Genomic DNA, 17,133 nt, shown 5'->3' on the forward strand with positions numbered 1-17,133 from the left:
CGATTGTGGATAGGTCCCCTTTCGGCGGGAGGTCTTGTCATGACGGATCGGATCGGCCCCGGGCGAGCGGCCCGGTTGGCGTGCCTTATCACCCTGATCGCCCTATCCACCGGGCGGGCGGAAGCCGGTCGGGTCGCGGGGACGGTCGTCGACCGCGAAGGCAAACCCGCGGGCGAGGCCAGGGTCTGGGTCGCGAAGATGGACCTGAGCGGGCCGCTAGAGGTCCGCGAGGCGACGGCCGACGGCGCCGGGGCATTCGGCATCGAGGCCGGGCCCGGGAGATGGTTCGTCTTCGCCCTCCGGGGCGACGAGGGTGGCCGGTGCGGGTTCGATCAAATGCCCCGGATCGTGGACGGCAAGGACCCGGCGCCGGTGACGATCCGCCTGGGGCCGCCCACGAAGTTGAAGGGACGCCTGCTGGACGCCGAGACGGGCGGGCCGGTCGCCGGAGGCAGGTTCGCCCTGGACGACGGCAGGCGGGTCGAGGTCGATGCCGAGGGCCGGTTCGAGGCCCCGGGCCTGCTCCCGGACAACCATGAGGCGTATCCGGCCTGCCCGGGCTACGAACGCAAGCGGATCTTGTTCGACACGACCGGCCGGCCTGAGGCCGAGTTGGAACTGAAGCTGCCGAAGGCGGGCAAGGTCGTCGGCCGGGTCGTCGACGCCGAGGGCAAGCCGATCCCGGGCGCGACGGTCGGGTTGAACACCTCGGGCACGATCCTCTCGGGCGCGGCGTTGTGGGAGCGGTGCGACCAGGATGGCCGCTTCGCCTATGACGGCCGCTCCCTGGGCCGGGCCCAGCGGCTCTCGGCCCAGGCCCCGGGTTTCCAGCAGCAGGAACTGCCCGAGGTCGTCGTGCACGATGGCGGGACCCCGACGGCGGTGGAGTTCGTCCTGAAGCCGCGACCGGCCGGAGGGCAGGCGGCGAAGCCGGTCGCGGACCGTCCGCCGACGTCCCGGCGGACGGTGTCCGGCACCGTGGTCGGGCCCGACGGCAAGCCGGTGGCCTCGGCCCTGGTGCGCTGGGACCTGCGGTACGGCAGCAATGACATGCCCGAGACGAAGACCGACGATCGGGGGGCGTTCCGCCTGGAGGGCGTGCCCGACGCCGCCAATGTCCTGTCGGTGATGGCCAAAGGGCTGTCGCCGGCCTTCCCCCAGGTCGATGCCGGCGGCGACCGCGAGGTGGCGGTCGCGTTGAAGCCCGGCGTCACGATCCGCGGCCGGGTCGTGGACGACGCGGGCTCGCCCGTGGAAGGGGCCGGGGTGTCCCCGCAAATCACTAATCCCAAGCCCAACTGGGCGGGCTTCGTCTACCTCGACGAACTGAGGACGAAGACCGATCGCGACGGCCGGTTCACCCTGGAGGGGATGCCCGAGGGGGCGACCTGCGACGTGGTGGCCGAGGGCCGCAGCGCCGTCCGGCGGAAGGCCCTGTCCCCGACGGACGAGGCGATGAACCTGGTGACACTGCAGGGCGAGGGGGCGATCCGGGGTCGGGTGGTCACGCCCGGAGGCCGGCCCGTGCGGAATTTCCGGATCGTGCTCGGCTTCCCCAAGGACACCAAGCCGGGGGATCCGGTGGGCGGCTTCTTCGCCGGGTATTCGGGCATCGGCGTGACCTTCACCCGGGACGACGGCGAGTTCACCGTCACCGGCCTGACCGCCGGCAGCTTCGTGCGCGTGTCGGCGATCGCCGAGGGCTTCGGGGCCGGCGAGGCCGACCGCGTCGAGGTCCGGTCGATCGGCAGCCTGGGGCCGGCCGACGACCTGACGCTCAAGCTCGGGGCGCCGCATGCCCTCCGGCTCCGCGTCTTCCGGTCCGGCGGCAAGCCGGTGGAGGGCGCCCGCGTGACGGTGATCCACGGGGAGGGGCGGGGCGGTTTCCAGTGGGGCTACAGCGAGAATTCGTGGGCCGACACCGTCTCCGCCCGGTCCGATGCGAGGGGATGGGCCGGGTTCCCGTCCCTCTATTTCGACAAGGGCGCCATCGTGGTCAGGGCCGAAGGATTCGGCCGCGCGAAGCTGGATTGGGCGAACGGCGAGGATGAGATGGATGTCCTCCTGGAGCCCCAGGCGAAGCTCTCGGGCAGCGTCCTGGACCAGGACGGCAAGCCCGTCGCCGAGGCGAGCTTGATGCTCTCCTGGGGGGCGGGCGAGTCGATGGATGTGCCGATCGACGAGACGACCGGCAAGTTCACGGCCGAGGGGCTGGGCCCGGGCAAGTACCAACTGAGCGTCCAGGCCAACGTCGGCCCCGCCCTGTTCGCTGAATCGATCACGCTGGAGGAAGGCAAGGCCGAGGTCAGGGACATCCGCGTCAAGCGACGGGCCCCGGATGCCGGGGCGGCGCCACGCCCCAATTGAAGCAGATCGTTGGACGGTCGGCGCCGAGCCTCGTGCTGGAGCGAGGACAGCCTGCCACGGGCTCGGTCGGCACGTCGCTCGCGTCGCTCGACGGCTACGGTCCCGACCTTGTCGGATGCCGGGGCCGCGACCTCGATCCGTTGGGCGTTGTCCGGCCCGCAGGAGATCGGCTCGTGCCTGCTCCTCGGGCGGTCACGCCGCATTCAGTCTTCCCAGGCCATGCCGGTCTCCTGTGAGGATGATGGGACGGCGTCCTATCGGCGCTCGCCGACGGGATTGGCGGGTCGGGCCGAGGCCCTCGACCTTCGAGCCCACTTCGATTGGGGAGATCCTCGGGAGCAATATCGAGCCGGGCCAGGACGCGGGCCCGATCGACCTGGACATCTTCGAGCCCGGTGGCGCTGTGCAACTCGACCTCGTCGACGGGCAAGGTCGGCCGATCCCCGGCCTCTCGTTCGCCCTCCGCCGGCCGGAGGGGTCACGGACAATTCGTTTGGGTCGGATCCGACCGGCCGGAGGGCGAGCGGCCCATCTCCGGCATCTCCGGAGGATCCACCTCGTCCAGCCGATCATGGGCGAAGGGACTGGCGGGACGTCGAAGACCGATCAGGCCCCCCTTTGGACGTGATCCATCCCGCGACGAGCGACGTCTCCTTCCCCACGGATGATGCGGGGCCTGGAAGCCACCGGATCCTTCCCGGAAATGCCATGGGACGCCTCGAAAATCGAGATCGTTTGTCCACAAGGCAACGTTATCGAAAAATCTGGATTCGACTCTTGACCTCGTCCGCTCTGATCGCCACTCTATACCTAACTTTCTAAGTTAGGTGGGTCGCCCCGGACTCGGGGTGGGGAGGTCGGGTTGGCCGAGAACGAACCGAGCCCGAGGGAGCTGGACGTACTCAAGGCCCTCTGGGCGCTGGGCTACGGCAGCGTGCGCGAGGTCCACCGCCGGATGTGCCCGGGCGGCGAGCTGGCGTTCAACACGGTGCAGACGCTGTTACGGATCATGGAGGAGAAGGGGTTGGTCCGACATCGGGCCGAGGGGCGGACCTTCATCTACGAGCCGGCCTACGACCGGGACAAGGTGACGTCCCGGCTGCTACATCGGGTGTTCGACGGTGCCCTCGATCAGGTCGTCCTCAGCCTTTTGCAGGCGAAGGAGACCAGCGAGGAGGAGTTGCGGGGCCTGGAGCGGCTGATCGCCGAGGCCCGCAGGCGGAAGGGATCGAAGGGCGACGGGAAAACGGGGGGCAACTGAGATGGATGGGGGAATCTTCGCCTGGTGGCGGCCGGCGGATGCCGCCGCCGGAGGTCTGATCGTCCTGGCCGCCGGGAGCCTCGCGGCCCGGCTCTGCCGGCAGCCGGTGAGGCGAGCCCGGCTCATCGTCTTGACCCTCCTCGGTGGGCTGGCCGTCCCTTGCCTGGGAGCCCTGCCGATCGTGCCGCGGTGGTCGGCCGGACTCGTCTCCGCGCCTGGCCCGGCCGGGTCGCGGCCCGCGAGCCCAACCATCACCAACGGCCCTGCCATCCCTTTCGGGGGAGCGGAATGGCCGGGAGTCATCGATCCTTCCGGGCGGTCCGCGGTGCCGCCGAAAGCCTTGGTGCCCGGTGATGGAGCGATCGCGCCGAAACGGCCGGCGACGCCGCTTTCCCGGGGGCGGTGGAGCATCCCGCCCGCCGGGGTCATCGTCGGGTCGTGCTATCTCGCCGCGTCGGCCGGGTTCGCGGCCTGGTGGCTTGCGGGCCAGTGCCTGCTCTGGCGTTTGGCCCGGTCGGCCCGTCCCGTGCCGGGGGCGGTCCGCGGAGTGTTCGACGATCTGGCCGGGCCCGGGGGCCGGCGGGTCGCCTTGCTGGAGAGCGACCGGATCGCCCTGCCGATCACCTTCACCTGGGCCCGGCCGGTGATCCTGCTGCCGTCGTCGCTGTGCGACGGGGGAGAGCTCGGGGCGCTTCGATACGTCCTGGCCCACGAGTGGTCGCACGTCGAGAGGGGCGACGCCTGGGCGTGGAACTTCGCCTGCCTGTCGGGCTTTGTCCTCTTCTACCAGCCCCTGTTCTGGTGGCTCAGGCGCCAGCTCCGCCTCTGCCAGGACTATCTCGCCGACGCCCGGGCCGCCGCGGCGGGCTCGTCCGAGGATTATGCGGCCTATCTCGTCTGCCTGGCGAGGCGGCATCGGTCCGGGCCGGCGTTGCCGGCGCTGGGGATCGGCGACCGTCGCTCGAACCTGTACCGGAGGGTCACCATGCTCGTGGACGATCGCGAACCGCTGGAGCAACGCTGCCGGACGGCCTGGAGCGCCGCCATCACCGCCATCGCCGCGGCCGTGATCGTCTTCGCCTCAGGGGTCCGACTCGGGGCCGCGCAATCGGTCGCCGTCGAGGCCACCAAGGAGGCCCAAGCCGTGAAGGACGCCGCCAAGCCGTCCCCGGACGCCAAGGATGCCGAGGGGCCCCTCCGCTACAAGGGGACGGTCGTCGACAAGGACTCCGGCCAGCCGATCCCGGGGGCCACGGTGGTCGTCCGCCGCTCGATCCTCCGGGCGAACGACAACCGGATGATCCAGGAGACCAGCCACACCACCGCCGCCGACGGCACGTACGCCTTCGGGATCCCGCCCGATCAGTTCTCGATGCCCTATCTCTACATCGAGCTTGATGTGGAGCACCCGGACTATGCCACGCGGGATCGGTTCGGCTACTCCCTGAGCATGATCCGGAAGAACGAGACGCTCAACGAGCGGCCGTTCTTCGAGACCGTCGAGCTGCGCCCGGCGAAGCCGATCACGGGGCGGGTCGAGACGCCCGAGGGCCGCCCGGCGGAAGGGGTCGTGGTGCTGGCCTACTCGCGCAGCGACAAGGGAGGATTCGCCGAATACGGTTCCTTCGTCCGGGCCGAGACGGACGCCCAGGGCCGGTATCGACTCCCGATCACCACCCCGGGCCAGGCGGCGTACTGGGTCCTGCCCAGGGACCATGCCGTCGAGTTGCACGTGGTCCCCGGCGGGAAACGAGGAGACATGGGGACGATCACCTTGAAGAAGGGGGTCTCCGTCGCAGGCCGGGTCGTGGACGTCCAGGGCAAGCCGATCGTGGGCGTGTTCGTCGAGATCGAGCGAAAGCCCGGGGGCGAATCGGATCTGGACGCGAACGGCCTTTCGTTCATCTCCAACGTGATCCGGCGGGTGGCGGAGACCGACGCCGACGGGCGATTCACCTTCGCCCCATTGCCGTCGGGGGAATACACCGCCACTCCCAGCGAGTCCAACTACGATGGCGACCGAAAATCCCGATGGGACCGCCGGCCGTTGGACCACGTCTTCGCGCCCGTGAAGCTGACGATCAAGGAAGGAGAGGCCGCCGAGCCGCTGGAGATCCGAGCGTCGCCGGTCGCGGTCATCGAGGGGCGGTGGCTCGACAGCAAAGGGCAGCCGAAAGGGGGCTGGAGCAGCAGCGTCTTCGGCCGGATCGACGGTTCATTCTGGCATGCGATGACCAATCCCGATGTCCAGGGCCGGTTCTCCCTCAAGGTCCCCCACGGGCTGGAGCAGGTGGAGCTCGACATCTCGACCAACGAGCACGCCTCGGCCCGATATCGGATCGGCAAGGACGGGCCGCTGTCCGAGGGTCGCAGGGTCAATCTGGGCACGCTCGACCACGACGTTAAGGGCATCGAGATCGTCCGCTACGTGGCGCCGATCGTCGTCGTCGATGCCACGACCGGGGACGGCAAGCAGATCCAGGGGTTCCGGGCGACCGCGAAGTACACCGACCCCGGGACGGACCCGGACCAGAGGCTCCACTTGACCGGCGGGGGCAAGAAGAAGGACGCCCTGCAGGACGAGCAGTATGACGGCCGCTACCGCACGTCCAGCCTGCTGCCCGACCGCGAGGTGGAGATCGGCGTCTCGGCCGACGGCTTCGCGCCGGCGAGCCGAAAATTCACGCTGCCCGAGGGGAAGACCGAGGAAGTCACCTTCGTCCTGGAACCGAAGTGACTCCGGGAGCCAGCCGATGAAGAAGCGACTCGCGATGGCCGGCATCCTGGCGATGCTCGCCGCCCGGCCGTCGAGGGGTGATGAAATCAGGCCGGCACTCCCGCCGGGCGAGTCGGCGCCTTCGGGCGTCGAGTTCGACCGGCACGTCGCCGGCCTGTTCGGGCGGCTCGGCTGCAACGCCGGGAGCTGCCACGGGTCGTTCCAGGGTCGGGGAGGGCTGGCCCTGAGCCTATTCGGCCACGACCCCGCCCGCGACTTCGCGTCGCTCACGAGGGGCGATCAGGGCCGCCGCGTCAACGTCCTCGACCCCGACCGCAGCCTGGTCCTGCTGAAGGCCACCGGGCGGGTGCCCCACGAGGGGGGGAGGCGATTCGCCCCCGATTCGTGGGAATACGGATTCCTCCGCACCTGGATCGCCGAGGGGGCCCGGCGTGACCCGGGGCGCCCCTCGGCGAGGGAGATCGCGATCCGGCCCCCGGAGTCGCGGCTCAGGCGCCCCGGCGCGACCGGCCGGATCGAGGTCATCGCCCGGTTCGCCGACGGCACCGAGGCCGACGTCACCCCATTCTGCGACCTTCGCTCTCGGGACCCCGGCGTCGTCGACGTCTCCCCGGCGGGGGAGGTCCGGGGCCTGGCACCCGGCGACACGGCCGTGGTCGCCTCCTACATTGGCCTGATCGCGTCGGCCCGCGTCCTGATCCCGACCGGGCGGGAGGTTGCGATCCCCGATGACCCCGACTCCGGCCTCGTCGACCGCGAGGTGGACGCGAAGTTCCGCGACCTCGGCGTCGAGCCCTCGGGGCCGGCGTCGGACGCCGAGTTCCTTCGCCGGGTCACGCTCGACTTGATCGGCACCCTGCCCACCCCCGAGGAAGTCCGCTCCTTCCTCGTCGACGCGGCGCCCGACAAGCGGACGCGGGCGATCGACCGACTGCTCGCCCACCCCATGCACGCGGCGCTCTGGGCCATGCGATACCTCGACATCACCGGCTGCGACGTCGCCGCGATGGAAGGCCCCGACGACCTGCGGCCACGCCGGGCCCGGCTCTGGCACGACTGGTTCCGGGCGAGGTTCGCCGCGAACGTCCCCTACGACCGGATCGCCCGCGGCGTCCTGTGCGCGACCAGCCGCGACGGGGCCGACGCACTCGCCTGGGCCCGCCGAGAGGCCGAGGACACCCTCGCCCTCCGGGAAGGCAAGGCGACCGATTATGCGGACAGGCCGGGGCTCGACCTGTTCTGGCGACGCCTGGACGGCGGCGGCCCCGCCCCGGTCGAGGCCCAGGCCGAGCGGGTCGCGGCGGCCTTCCTGGGCGTCCGCATCGAGTGCGCCCAGTGCCACAAGCACCCGTTGGACCGCTGGACCCAGGACGACTACCGGGCGTTCGCCAACGCGATCGCCGACGTCCGGTTCGGCCTCTCGCCGGACGGCCTCGCCGCCACCGCCGCCCTGCTCGACGAGCGGCGCAACGCCGACCCGAACGGCGTCCTGCCCCCGATCCCCCGGATCCGCGAGGTCTTCGTCGCGAGGCAACCCTCCCGCCGGCTTGCCGACCCCAGCTCGGGCCGGCCGACCGCCCCGCGAGCCCTCGGCGGGCTCGACTTGCCCGAGGACGGCGATCCTCGCGAGAGCCTGGCCGACTGGCTCGCCCGGCCCGATAACCCCTTCTTCGCCCGCAGCTTCGTCAACCGCGTGTGGGCCGCCTACTTCGGGGCGGGGCTGGTGGATCCGGTCGACGGCTTCTCGGTCGCCAACCCGCCCTCGAACCCCCGTTTGCTCGACGCCCTGGCCGCGGACTTCGTCGCCCACGGCTTCGACATCCGCCGGCTGGAACGGCTCATCCTCGCCTCGCGGGCCTACCAACGGTCGTCGGCCCCGGCGGCCGGGAACCTCGACCACGGCGGGGATTTCGCCCGCTCGGTGCCGAGGCCCCTGATGGCCGAGGTGCTGGTCGACGCGATCGACGCCGCGGCCGGACACCCCAGCGCATTCGGCACCGACGCCCCCGAGGCGACGCGGGCCATCGAGGTCGCCACCAACCGGGCCGTGTCGCCCGCCCTCGCCCGCGCCTTCCGAGCCCTCGGCCGGCCCGAGCGGGCCTCGACCTGCGACTGCGAGCGGCCACGGGCACCGGTCCTCTCCCAGACCCTGTTCCTGATGTCCGATGAATCCATGATCGCCCGGCTCAAGGACGGGCGGGTCCGGGAGTTGGCCGCGTCGGGCCGGCCCGACGCCGAGGCGGTCGAGGATCTCTTCCTGGCCTCGCTCTCCCGACCGCCGAGCCGCGACGAGGCCGAGGCGGCGGTCGACCACCTCCGATCGGCGGCCGACCGCGCGTCCGGGCTGGCCGACATCCTCTGGTCGTTGATCAACACCCGCGAATTCGTGTTGAACCACTGAATCGTCCCGACGACATCCCGGGGGGCTGCGCCATGCCTCGATCCTGGTCCGACTGCGAGGGATTCCACCGACGCGATGCCCTGAGGGCCGGCGTCGCCGGGCTGCTCGGCCTGTCGCTGCCCGATGCGTTGAGGGCGGAAGCCCGCGCCGCCTCCCGGCCCCGCGGGAAGAAGCCGGCGACCGGGGTGATCCAGATCTGGCTGGCGGGCGGCCCGGCGACGATCGACATGTGGGACCCGAAGCCCGACGCCCCCGAGGAGATCCGCGGCGAGTTCCGACCCATCGCCACGGCCGCGCCGGGGATCTCGGTCGGCGAGCACCTGCCGGGCATGGCGAAGGTCATGGACCGCTGCTCGCTGGTCCGCTCGCTCGGCCACTCGATCGCCGCCCACGGACCCGGCACCACCTACATGGCCACGGGGAACCGCCCGGGGCCGTCGCTGGAGTTCCCCGCGGCGGGCCCACTTGCAGCACGCTTGCTGCCGTCCCGGGGCGGCGTCCCCCCCTACGTCACGTTCGAGACGCTGCGGGACGGCATCTCCGGGACCGGCCCCGGCTTCCTCGGCCCGGCGTTCGGCCCGTTCGAGGTCGAGGGTGACCCCGCCCGCGGGTCCCTCCGATCCCTCGGGGTGACGCTGCCGGAAGGAGTGACGCCCCGCGACTTCGAGGCCCGCGAGTCGCTCCGGGGCCGGTTCGACCGGGGCCTGGGACCGCTCGAAGGCTCCGACGCGATGGCCGGCCTCGACCGGTTCCACCGCCAGGCGGCGGAGATCCTCCGGTCCGACCGGGTACGGACGGCGCTCGACCTGTCCCGAGAGCCCGAGGCGTTGCGCGACGACTACGGGCGGACGACGCTGGGGCAGGGGGCGCTGGCGGCCCGGCGGCTGATCGAGGCCGGGGCCCGGTTCGTGACCTTGGGCTTCGGCGGCTGGGACACCCACTCCGACAATTTCCGCACCCTCCGCGACCGCCTCCTGCCCATGCTCGACAAGGCCCTCTCGGCCCTGGTCCTCGACCTGGAATCCCGCGGTCTGCTGGACGAGACGATCGTTGTCTGCGCCGGCGAGTTCGGCCGGACCCCACGGATCAACGCCGCGAGCGGTCGGGACCACTGGGCGAGATCGATGTCGGTGATCCTGGCCGGCGGAGGTTTTCCCGGAGGGGCCGTCTACGGGTCGACCGATGCCCGAGGGGCCGCCCCGGTGCGGGACGCCTGCTCTCCCGACGACCTCGCCGCCATGATCTTCGCGAGGCTGGGGTTCGGCCCCCGGCACGAGGTCGAATCGGCCGCAGGTCGGCCGATCCCGATCTTCCGCGAGGGGCGATGCCTGGAGCCCCTGCTGGGCTAGGTCCTGCCTGGCGATCCACGAGTCGTCGTCATGGGATCTCCCGCCCGGGGTTCCTCGCATGATTCGCCGCCATGAGCGGTTCGCCCTGGTCGAAGACCTGATGCCCACGACCCGTCGCCCGGGTGGCCGGTGGATGGCCACCGCTCCACGCTCGACGGCATCTTCTGGATCCTCCACACCGGCTCGCGGTGGCGGAAGCTGCCCGAATGCCACGGAGTTCCATTCCTCCATGTCGCAGGAGCCACCCCCTTGAGGGGCAGGTGTCGACATGGCCGGAATAATTGTCGCGTGCTCGCTCACAGTCTTCCGACATTCGGCGATCGCTCAGCCTCGCCGGGAAATAGATGGCTGAAAGGCGGGGACTTCTTGATTCCAGGATTGAGATCGATTAGACAAATACCGATTCTCACCTCCTCGATCGATCTCTGTGAGCACGCTTGCGGCGGCGGTTGGGACTGGTTCTAATTTCCTCGTGGGGCCGGGTCGCATTCCGTGTTGGAGGTGGCCCCGACTCGGCATGCCGCGTCCTTGAAGCGGACCAGCGTCGGACCATTTCCGGGATTGCCGTCGGAGGGCGAGGCCGGGAACTCAACTCATCGGTCGTTCGGCCCTGCTCGCGGACAGATCGAGTCGTTTGCGGGGGGCCTGCAGGGGGTGTCCGACGGCCTGGGACCGCGGTGCCGGCGAGATCCGAGCACGGATCGCACGCGGGCCGAGGATCATCGGCACGCCACGCCGGTGCAGATTGAACCCCAGTTCGGAGAGCATGGGGGGCTTGGTGTAGCCACAATGAGCCTTCGGCCATGAGCCCCCGCTGAAACCCTGGATGAGCCTGGATCATGGCCGAAACCTGGGGTTTGTCTCGCCTATTCCGTCGTTGGACGATCGGTGAATGGGGAGCAGACCCATGGCCAATATGGAAACAATCATGCAACCGATAAAAACCATCGGTGTTGTTGTGTTTGACGGAATCGAGCGGCTCGACATCGAGGGGCCCCTCGGTGTTTTCGGCTGGACCGCCAAGGTGACCAATTCGGCCATTGACCTCCGGCTGATGTCGAAACACGGGAGGTCGATTCGTGACCACCTCATAGGCAGGGAAATCCAGGTCGATGGAGCGACGGCAGATCACGAGCGCTTCGACCTGCTCCTGATCCCCGGCGGGGATCGATCCAGGTTCGAGGACGACGGCATCCTGATCAAGGAGGTAGGCCGGCTGGCGGAAAACAGCATGCTGGTCGCTTCCGTCTGCACCGGGGCATTCCTGGTCGCCCCAAATCCGGTGGCCGATCAGAAGACCATGGTCACTCACCACATGGCCAAGATACCGTTCCGCCAGAAATTCGAACCGCGGGTCCGCTTGGCCGACCCAGCCCGGTTCTACCAGGACGGGAACTTGTGGTCCTCTGCCGGCATCAGCGCCGGCATCGACATGGCCCTGCGGATAGTGATCTCGGTCTGGGGCGAACCGACCGCGAAGATGGTCCAGTCATTCCTGGAGTATTACCCCGAGCCTCCGTTCGGCCCTGTTGATTTGTAGCACTCAAGAGAGCCGAGTGTTTGAGAGATCCGCACCCGAGGCCCAAGGAAACTTGAGATGCGTTATCTGCCGATCGGGATCCTGCTCGTCCTATCGACCCTCGGCGGGCCGGTTGCCTCCGCCAATGGGCAGGTGATCCTCGACATCGAGATCAATAACACCCCAGCCGAGGACGATGATTATATCGGCTGGACACCGGTACGGGCCCAGATCCGCCAGCGGAATGGCACGGCCGACATGGCGGTCAATCTGACCGGTGCCAAAATCAACGCGACGACTGCGACCGGCGAGGTGTCGTTCCTCCCGTTCTCCGCGCTGCCCCATACGCCCGTGACGGCAGTATTTCAAGATTCGCTCAGCGTTACGTTGCCCGCAGACGGCACCTGGAAAGGGTTTTGGTTGGCGGGCAAGGCGGCGTCGTCCGACGGCAAAGACGTGAAAATCGTCGTGCGGGACGCGATGAACGCCGAACGAGCGGCCCTCCCGCTCATGGTCCGGGTCCGCAAGAACGCTGAATCTCTCTCGGATGCCGAGGTGAACCGATTTCTCGTCGCCTTGGCGAAGATGCACGACCTGGATAACGCCGCGGGCGTCGGCAGGGCATCCAAATATCTCAAATACGTCAAGGCGCATAAGGAGGCGTTCAGTGAAGGCATCCATGGCTCGCCTCTGTTCACCCCGTGGCACCGGGCCATGCTGCTCTCGTTCGAGCGAGAACTCCAGTCGTTCGATCCTGCCGTCGCCCTGCCATACTGGAAGTTCGACGAGCCGGCCCCGAAGCTATTCTCGCGGAAGTTCATGGGTGTCATCACCTCGTCCTCCAATATCGTGCGATTCGACGCCGGCAACCCGATCCGGAATTGGGCCATGCCCAGCGAGGCGGCCATGGACGCGATGACCTCTCTGTCCTCGATCCCGACGAGTACGGAGCCGATGCTTCGGATCGACAACGCGGACACCGTGGCACCCGATGTGGACTTCCAGTCCGTGATAGACGAAGATAGCCATACCTTTATGCGGAGCGCGTTGGAGAACAACTACCACAATCGCGCGCATTCGACGATCGGGGGCTGGCTGGTGTCCGCGGCCTCGCCGCGAGACCCGCTCTTCTTCCTGCTGCACGCCAACGTCGACCGAGCCTGGGCCGCCTGGCAGAAGGAGAAGAGCCTGTTCGACCCCGACGGGGTGGACTCCGTCACCTACTCGCCGCTGGGCGGCTACCCCGGCCCGGTCGCACCCAACCGATCGCATCACGGCACCTACGCCAACGACACCGTGTGGCCTTGGAACGGGGCTGGCGGAACCCAGGGCACCAATGATCCGTTGGACGACTGGCCGAACTATTCCTTCTCGATGCCGGCCGCATTCGCCAACCACGGGCCGGGCAACCGAGTCCGGAACTTGATCGACTACCTCGACATCCGCGGCAAGGGGACGCCGCACGGCTATTGTTACGATAAAATTGGATTCAAATGAAGGACGCCGGCCGCTCCCATGCCATACAATTCAAGTCACAGGGGGAACGCCATGACCATAAATCGCACACTCAGGGTCGGGTTCACCGCCGGCTTGATGGTCGGCTATCTTGCCACCTCGCCGTCTCTGGGCCAAGAACACAAGATGGCGCCCAGCTCCGAGGCGCCGCTCATCCATCCCGACCTCGTCGCGAGGTACGAGAAGAACGCCGCCGACATCAAGGCTCTGCAGGAGACGGTCCAGGACGGTAGCCGGCCAGAGGAGGACCGGCTGAAGGCCTTCCACCTGCTGCGACGGAAGTACCCGGACGCCGCTGTCGTGACCTCTGCCGCATTGGTGAAAGCCAAAGAACCTTCCGAGAAGGTGGCCGCCTTCGCCGTCGGTGAACTCGGGGCGGCGGCGGCGATGTCCGATCACCGGATGCGCGAAGGCGTACAACCGACCCCAACGGACTTGTACATGATGCGACGGCACGAATTCGCCCGCGAAGCGCTGCGGATTGGTCAGAAGGACCCGCGGCCGTCCATCCGCAACTCGGCCACGAACACGCTCGCGGCCTTGTCCGACAAAATCGGGCTGGACAACGTCGTTGCTGGGGCCAACGAGGGTCGGTATTCGGCCCTCGAGGCGGTCAACCACCTCGGTTTGGCGCGGCGAGATGTAGGGGCCGAGTTTCTGGAACCCTACCTGGACAGCAGCAAATCCGCCGATGTGCAGGCCGCCGCCGTCACCTACCTGGCGGGCGTGCCCGACCTTTCCAATCGCATCCGCGACGAGTTTCTGCTCAACCCGGACGCCCCGATGGAAGCTCGATTGGCAGCGGCGAGGCGCCTCGCCAAGAATCCGGACATCGCGCTCCTGATTCTTAGCAACGACAAAACACCCCCCGAGTTGTTTCAAGAAACCTTCACCACGTATCTCACAGCCGAGGAGAAGCATTTCTCCGAACCGCAGCTCAAGCTCATCGAGGGCACTCTGATGCGGTACAAGAATGCCAACCCGGATGCCAACCTGAAACGAGCAGACGACACGGTGAAGAAGGTGCGAGAGGCGAATTCTCGGTGATTCGCATGGCATCGCCGTCGGGCTCGTTCGACAACTCGAAGTGGACCTGCCCCTTCAAGCGAGCCCGCCTCCGATGTGAGAATCGAGGCGCGGGCCTGATGGAAGCCGCCTCGGGGAAATACTGAGCCTGGCGAAGCGAAGCGAGACGGTCGAGCACGTCGCGAGCGTGCTCGGCCTCGATCGCGTCTCGCAGCGTCGGGCGTGCAGGACGCTGGGCCTGTGCCGGACAAACCAGAGGCGCTCGCCGGACGTCGCCGACGACGAGCCCCGGCTGGCGGGCCGGATGGCTGAGGGCCGAGGGCTTCGCTGTCAGCCACAATCGGATCGAGAGGCCCTGGCGGCGCGAAGGCCTGAAGGTGCCTGCGAGGCATTCGATGCGGGGCCGACCCTGGCTGGGCGGCGGGTCGTGCGTCGGGCGGATTGCGGGCTAAAGTCCAGTCTCGCCGTAGATCGGATCGACGAGGCTTGCCCTCGACCCAGGTCGGACTGAGCCTGGGTTGGCGCAAATATATCTCCCCACTTTTTCCACAGATATCAGTGGATATCCTGGGGTTCTGAAGGGGAGATCGCTGAACGGCGGGCAGGACATCCTCGCCGTAAACCATTGCCTGTACTGTGATTTTTCAACTGAATGCGAGAGGAGGGACTTGAACCCTCACGCCTTGCGGCACAGGAACCTAAATCCTGCGTGTCTGCCGTTCCACCACTCTCGCCCAACGGGCCCGGCCGGCGCAGCGTCGCGTCATGTTGCGACGAACGGCCTCCTCCCCCCTTCCAGGTGACTCGGCCGTGGAAAGGGGGCCGGGTGGGCCGAAACCCATTCTAATCAATCCCCCCCGGCGGGGTCCATCATCCCATCGCCGACCTTCGTGCGATCGCATCCCGGCGCGTCATCGATCCGCCGGGGCGGGGCAGTCTTCCGGGCCTGGTCAGGGGACGGGAGTGGTCTCGATCATCCCGCGAAAGACATCGCGGGCCTGGGCCGCCGTGCCCGGGTCGGCCGCCGAGGCCGAGACGACGACCCAGGAGCCGGCGGGGTGTGGGACGGCGACGATGGTCAGCGTGACCGCATCGTTGCCGCCGATCACGAGCGGGTCGACCCCGTCCGCCCCCTTGACGATGGTCTGGCCCTGGGAGCGGAGCGCCTGATCGGCGACCGCCAGGCAGCCGTCGGGCGACGAGGGTTTGACGAACGTGCCGTAGACGACATACATCGATGGAACCTCGCGTCAGGGGCGGGGGGATTCCAAAGCGGCCAGCCCGGCACGCGCCACCTGGCCATCCTCGACCGGCTTCACGCCCGAGACGCCGATCGCCCCGATGATCTTCCCATCCAGGATGACCGGCAAGCCCCCTTCGATGGGCATGACGGGGGATCGGAGCGAGCGGAGGCCGGCGCCCCCCGCGGCGATGGCGTCCTCGAAGTATTTCGTCGGCCTGCGGAACATGGCGGAGGTCCGGGCTTTCTCCAGGGACACCTCGACGCTGCCGAGTTGGGTGTTATCGAGTCGGTGGAAGGCGACGAGGTGGCCTCCGCTGTCGACGACCGTGATGGCGACCGGCCAGGAATGCTTCTTGGCCTCGGCCTCGGCGGCGGCGACCAGCCTGAGCGCCTGCTCCAGCGTGATCGGGGGCCCATACGGGGTCGGCTCCTGTCCGACGACGGGAGCAGCCGGCAGGCAGGCCAGGATCAGGGCGAGGAAACCGAGTCTCATGTCGTGGCTCCGGGAGGGGTGGCGGGCCTGGGGTTCGGGGGGATGCGGAACGTGGGCGTGGTCCGGGGCGGGGGGGCTTCCTTCGAAGGAGGGACCAGTTCGAAGACCCCGATCGGCCGGGGCTGTCCCTCCTCGCCCACGTCCCACTGGTCGAACTTCAGGTCCCAGCCCGCTTTTTCCAGCGTTTCCATCATCCGGATGCCATCGCCGCGGAAGGGGTCGGCAAGCAGCAGCTTCCCACCGGGGGCGAGGTTGGTCTCGAAGATCTTCTGGAGGTGGGGGTGGAGCGACGCCCCATAGAGGATGTCCGCCCCGATGATCCAGTCGTACTGGCCGGTCTCCTCCCAGGCCGTCCAGTCGGCCAGGCGGTATTCGACCCCCTCGACGTTGTTCCGCTCGCCGTTCTTGCGGCAGAGGTGCAGAACCAGCTCGTCCCGGTCGGTCTGGACCACCCGCGCCCCGAGCGTGGCCGCGATGATGCCGGGCAGGCCGGTGCCCGAGCCCAGTTCCAGCACGCGTTTGCCCTTGATGACGGCCTCCCGGGTGGCGATCTCGTGCCCCAGGACGATGGCGGCGGGCCAAAGTGAGACCCCATAGGGCAGCCGGTTCGTCTTGAGGACGATCACGTGGGTCTCGTCGTCGTCGGTCATCACCGCGCCGGTGTGGAGCACGCTCCATTCCCGCCCGCCGCTGTGGAGCCGATAGTCCAGGAGCCGGAAGTCGCCGATCGATGTCTCAAGAACGGTATCGCTCATCACGGCCTCGGGCAGGAAACGGGTCGAAGGAGGTGCATTGTACGAGCCGGATCCGGCCCCGCTCCAGCCCGGAAATCCGACCGGCCGGTCGGGGTGTGGTGCGGAACTGTTCGCTCACCCGACCAACCGCTATAATCAGGATCGTCCCGGACGGTCCACGATCGATGCGGAGATGGACGCGACCACTCAGATATCTGACTCACCGACGGAGCGAGCCCCCCATGGCCAAGTTGCGTTTGCTGAAGACCGGGCACGGCGACCTTTGCCTGGCCGAGTGGGATCCCAAGCGGCCCGAGACCGTCTCCGATGCCGCATCGGCCTTCGCGGAACACTTCACGGCGGGCCGCCTGGCGTTCCGGCTCGATGGTCCCGGCCAGACCCGGCCGATCCGGGCCTTCGATGCCGCGGCGCCCGAAATCCTCCTCGTCCCCGCGATCCAGGGCGGCTGAGCGTCTCCGAGGCGGGGT

The 17,133-nt window shown here is 68.6% G+C and carries 12 protein-coding genes and 1 tRNA gene; 9 read left to right on the top strand and 4 right to left on the bottom strand.

Going from position 1 to position 17,133, the window contains the following annotated elements; translation table 11 throughout:
• Positions 1-75: 75 nt before the first annotated feature.
• The 8 genes from TA3x_RS12805 to TA3x_RS12840 all read left to right on the top strand — a co-directional run bounded on the left by TA3x_RS12805 (position 76) and on the right by TA3x_RS12840 (position 14,196).
• Complete coding sequence (locus tag TA3x_RS12805) at positions 76-2,367, top strand: carboxypeptidase regulatory-like domain-containing protein (protein ID WP_435021791.1); 2,292 nt, start codon at positions 76-78, stop codon at positions 2,365-2,367.
• A gap of 862 nt (positions 2,368-3,229) precedes the next feature.
• Positions 3,230-3,628, top strand: a complete 399-nt coding sequence (locus tag TA3x_RS12810) for a BlaI/MecI/CopY family transcriptional regulator (protein WP_435021793.1) — start codon at positions 3,230-3,232, stop codon at positions 3,626-3,628.
• Positions 3,629-3,971: 343 nt separating this feature from the next.
• The gene (locus tag TA3x_RS12815) at positions 3,972-6,365 is read left to right on the top strand and encodes a carboxypeptidase regulatory-like domain-containing protein (protein WP_435021794.1); all 2,394 of its coding nucleotides are present in this window, start codon (positions 3,972-3,974) and stop codon (positions 6,363-6,365) included.
• 16 nt (positions 6,366-6,381) lie between these two features.
• A complete protein-coding gene (locus TA3x_RS12820) occupies positions 6,382-8,766 on the top strand; it encodes a DUF1549 and DUF1553 domain-containing protein (protein WP_435021796.1) in 2,385 nt (794 codons plus the stop codon).
• Positions 8,767-8,798: 32 nt separating this feature from the next.
• Positions 8,799-10,115: a DUF1501 domain-containing protein gene (locus TA3x_RS12825; RefSeq protein WP_435021798.1), complete on the top strand. Its 1,317-nt coding sequence runs from the start codon at positions 8,799-8,801 to the stop codon at positions 10,113-10,115.
• Between the two features lie 907 nt (positions 10,116-11,022).
• The gene (locus TA3x_RS12830; RefSeq protein WP_435021800.1) at positions 11,023-11,655 is read left to right on the top strand and encodes a DJ-1/PfpI family protein; all 633 of its coding nucleotides are present in this window, start codon (positions 11,023-11,025) and stop codon (positions 11,653-11,655) included.
• Between the two features lie 57 nt (positions 11,656-11,712).
• Positions 11,713-13,131, top strand: coding sequence for a tyrosinase family protein (locus TA3x_RS12835; protein ID WP_435021802.1), 1,419 nt, complete (start codon positions 11,713-11,715; stop codon positions 13,129-13,131).
• Between the two features lie 93 nt (positions 13,132-13,224).
• Positions 13,225-14,196, top strand: a complete 972-nt coding sequence (locus TA3x_RS12840; RefSeq protein WP_435021804.1) for a hypothetical protein — start codon at positions 13,225-13,227, stop codon at positions 14,194-14,196.
• 632 nt (positions 14,197-14,828) lie between these two features.
• Here TA3x_RS12840 and TA3x_RS12845 read toward each other — a convergent pair.
• The 4 genes from TA3x_RS12845 to TA3x_RS12860 form a co-directional block, all read right to left on the bottom strand.
• Positions 14,829-14,909: transfer RNA gene (locus TA3x_RS12845), tRNA-Leu, on the bottom strand.
• A gap of 216 nt (positions 14,910-15,125) precedes the next feature.
• Positions 15,126-15,410, bottom strand: coding sequence for a hypothetical protein (locus tag TA3x_RS12850; protein WP_435021805.1), 285 nt, complete (start codon positions 15,408-15,410; stop codon positions 15,126-15,128).
• A gap of 15 nt (positions 15,411-15,425) precedes the next feature.
• Positions 15,426-15,911 (bottom strand): GlcG/HbpS family heme-binding protein, encoded by a 486-nt coding sequence (locus TA3x_RS12855; protein ID WP_435021807.1) that lies wholly within the window; start codon positions 15,909-15,911, stop codon positions 15,426-15,428.
• On the bottom strand, positions 15,908-16,666 hold the full coding sequence (locus TA3x_RS12860) for a class I SAM-dependent methyltransferase (RefSeq protein ID WP_435021809.1): 759 nt from the start codon (positions 16,664-16,666) through the stop codon (positions 15,908-15,910). Before TA3x_RS12860 ends, TA3x_RS12855 begins: the two co-directional genes overlap by 4 nt.
• A gap of 221 nt (positions 16,667-16,887) precedes the next feature.
• Between TA3x_RS12860 and TA3x_RS12865 the strand changes: the two genes are divergently transcribed.
• Positions 16,888-17,115 carry a hypothetical protein gene (locus TA3x_RS12865; protein ID WP_435021811.1) on the top strand — a complete coding sequence of 76 codons (228 nt, stop codon included), beginning with the start codon at positions 16,888-16,890 and terminating at the stop codon, positions 17,113-17,115.
• Positions 17,116-17,133: the final 18 nt, after the last annotated feature.

The sequence above is a fragment of the Tundrisphaera macrotermitis genome (assembly GCF_051175315.1).
Lineage (GTDB): Bacteria > Planctomycetota > Planctomycetia > Isosphaerales > Isosphaeraceae > Tundrisphaera.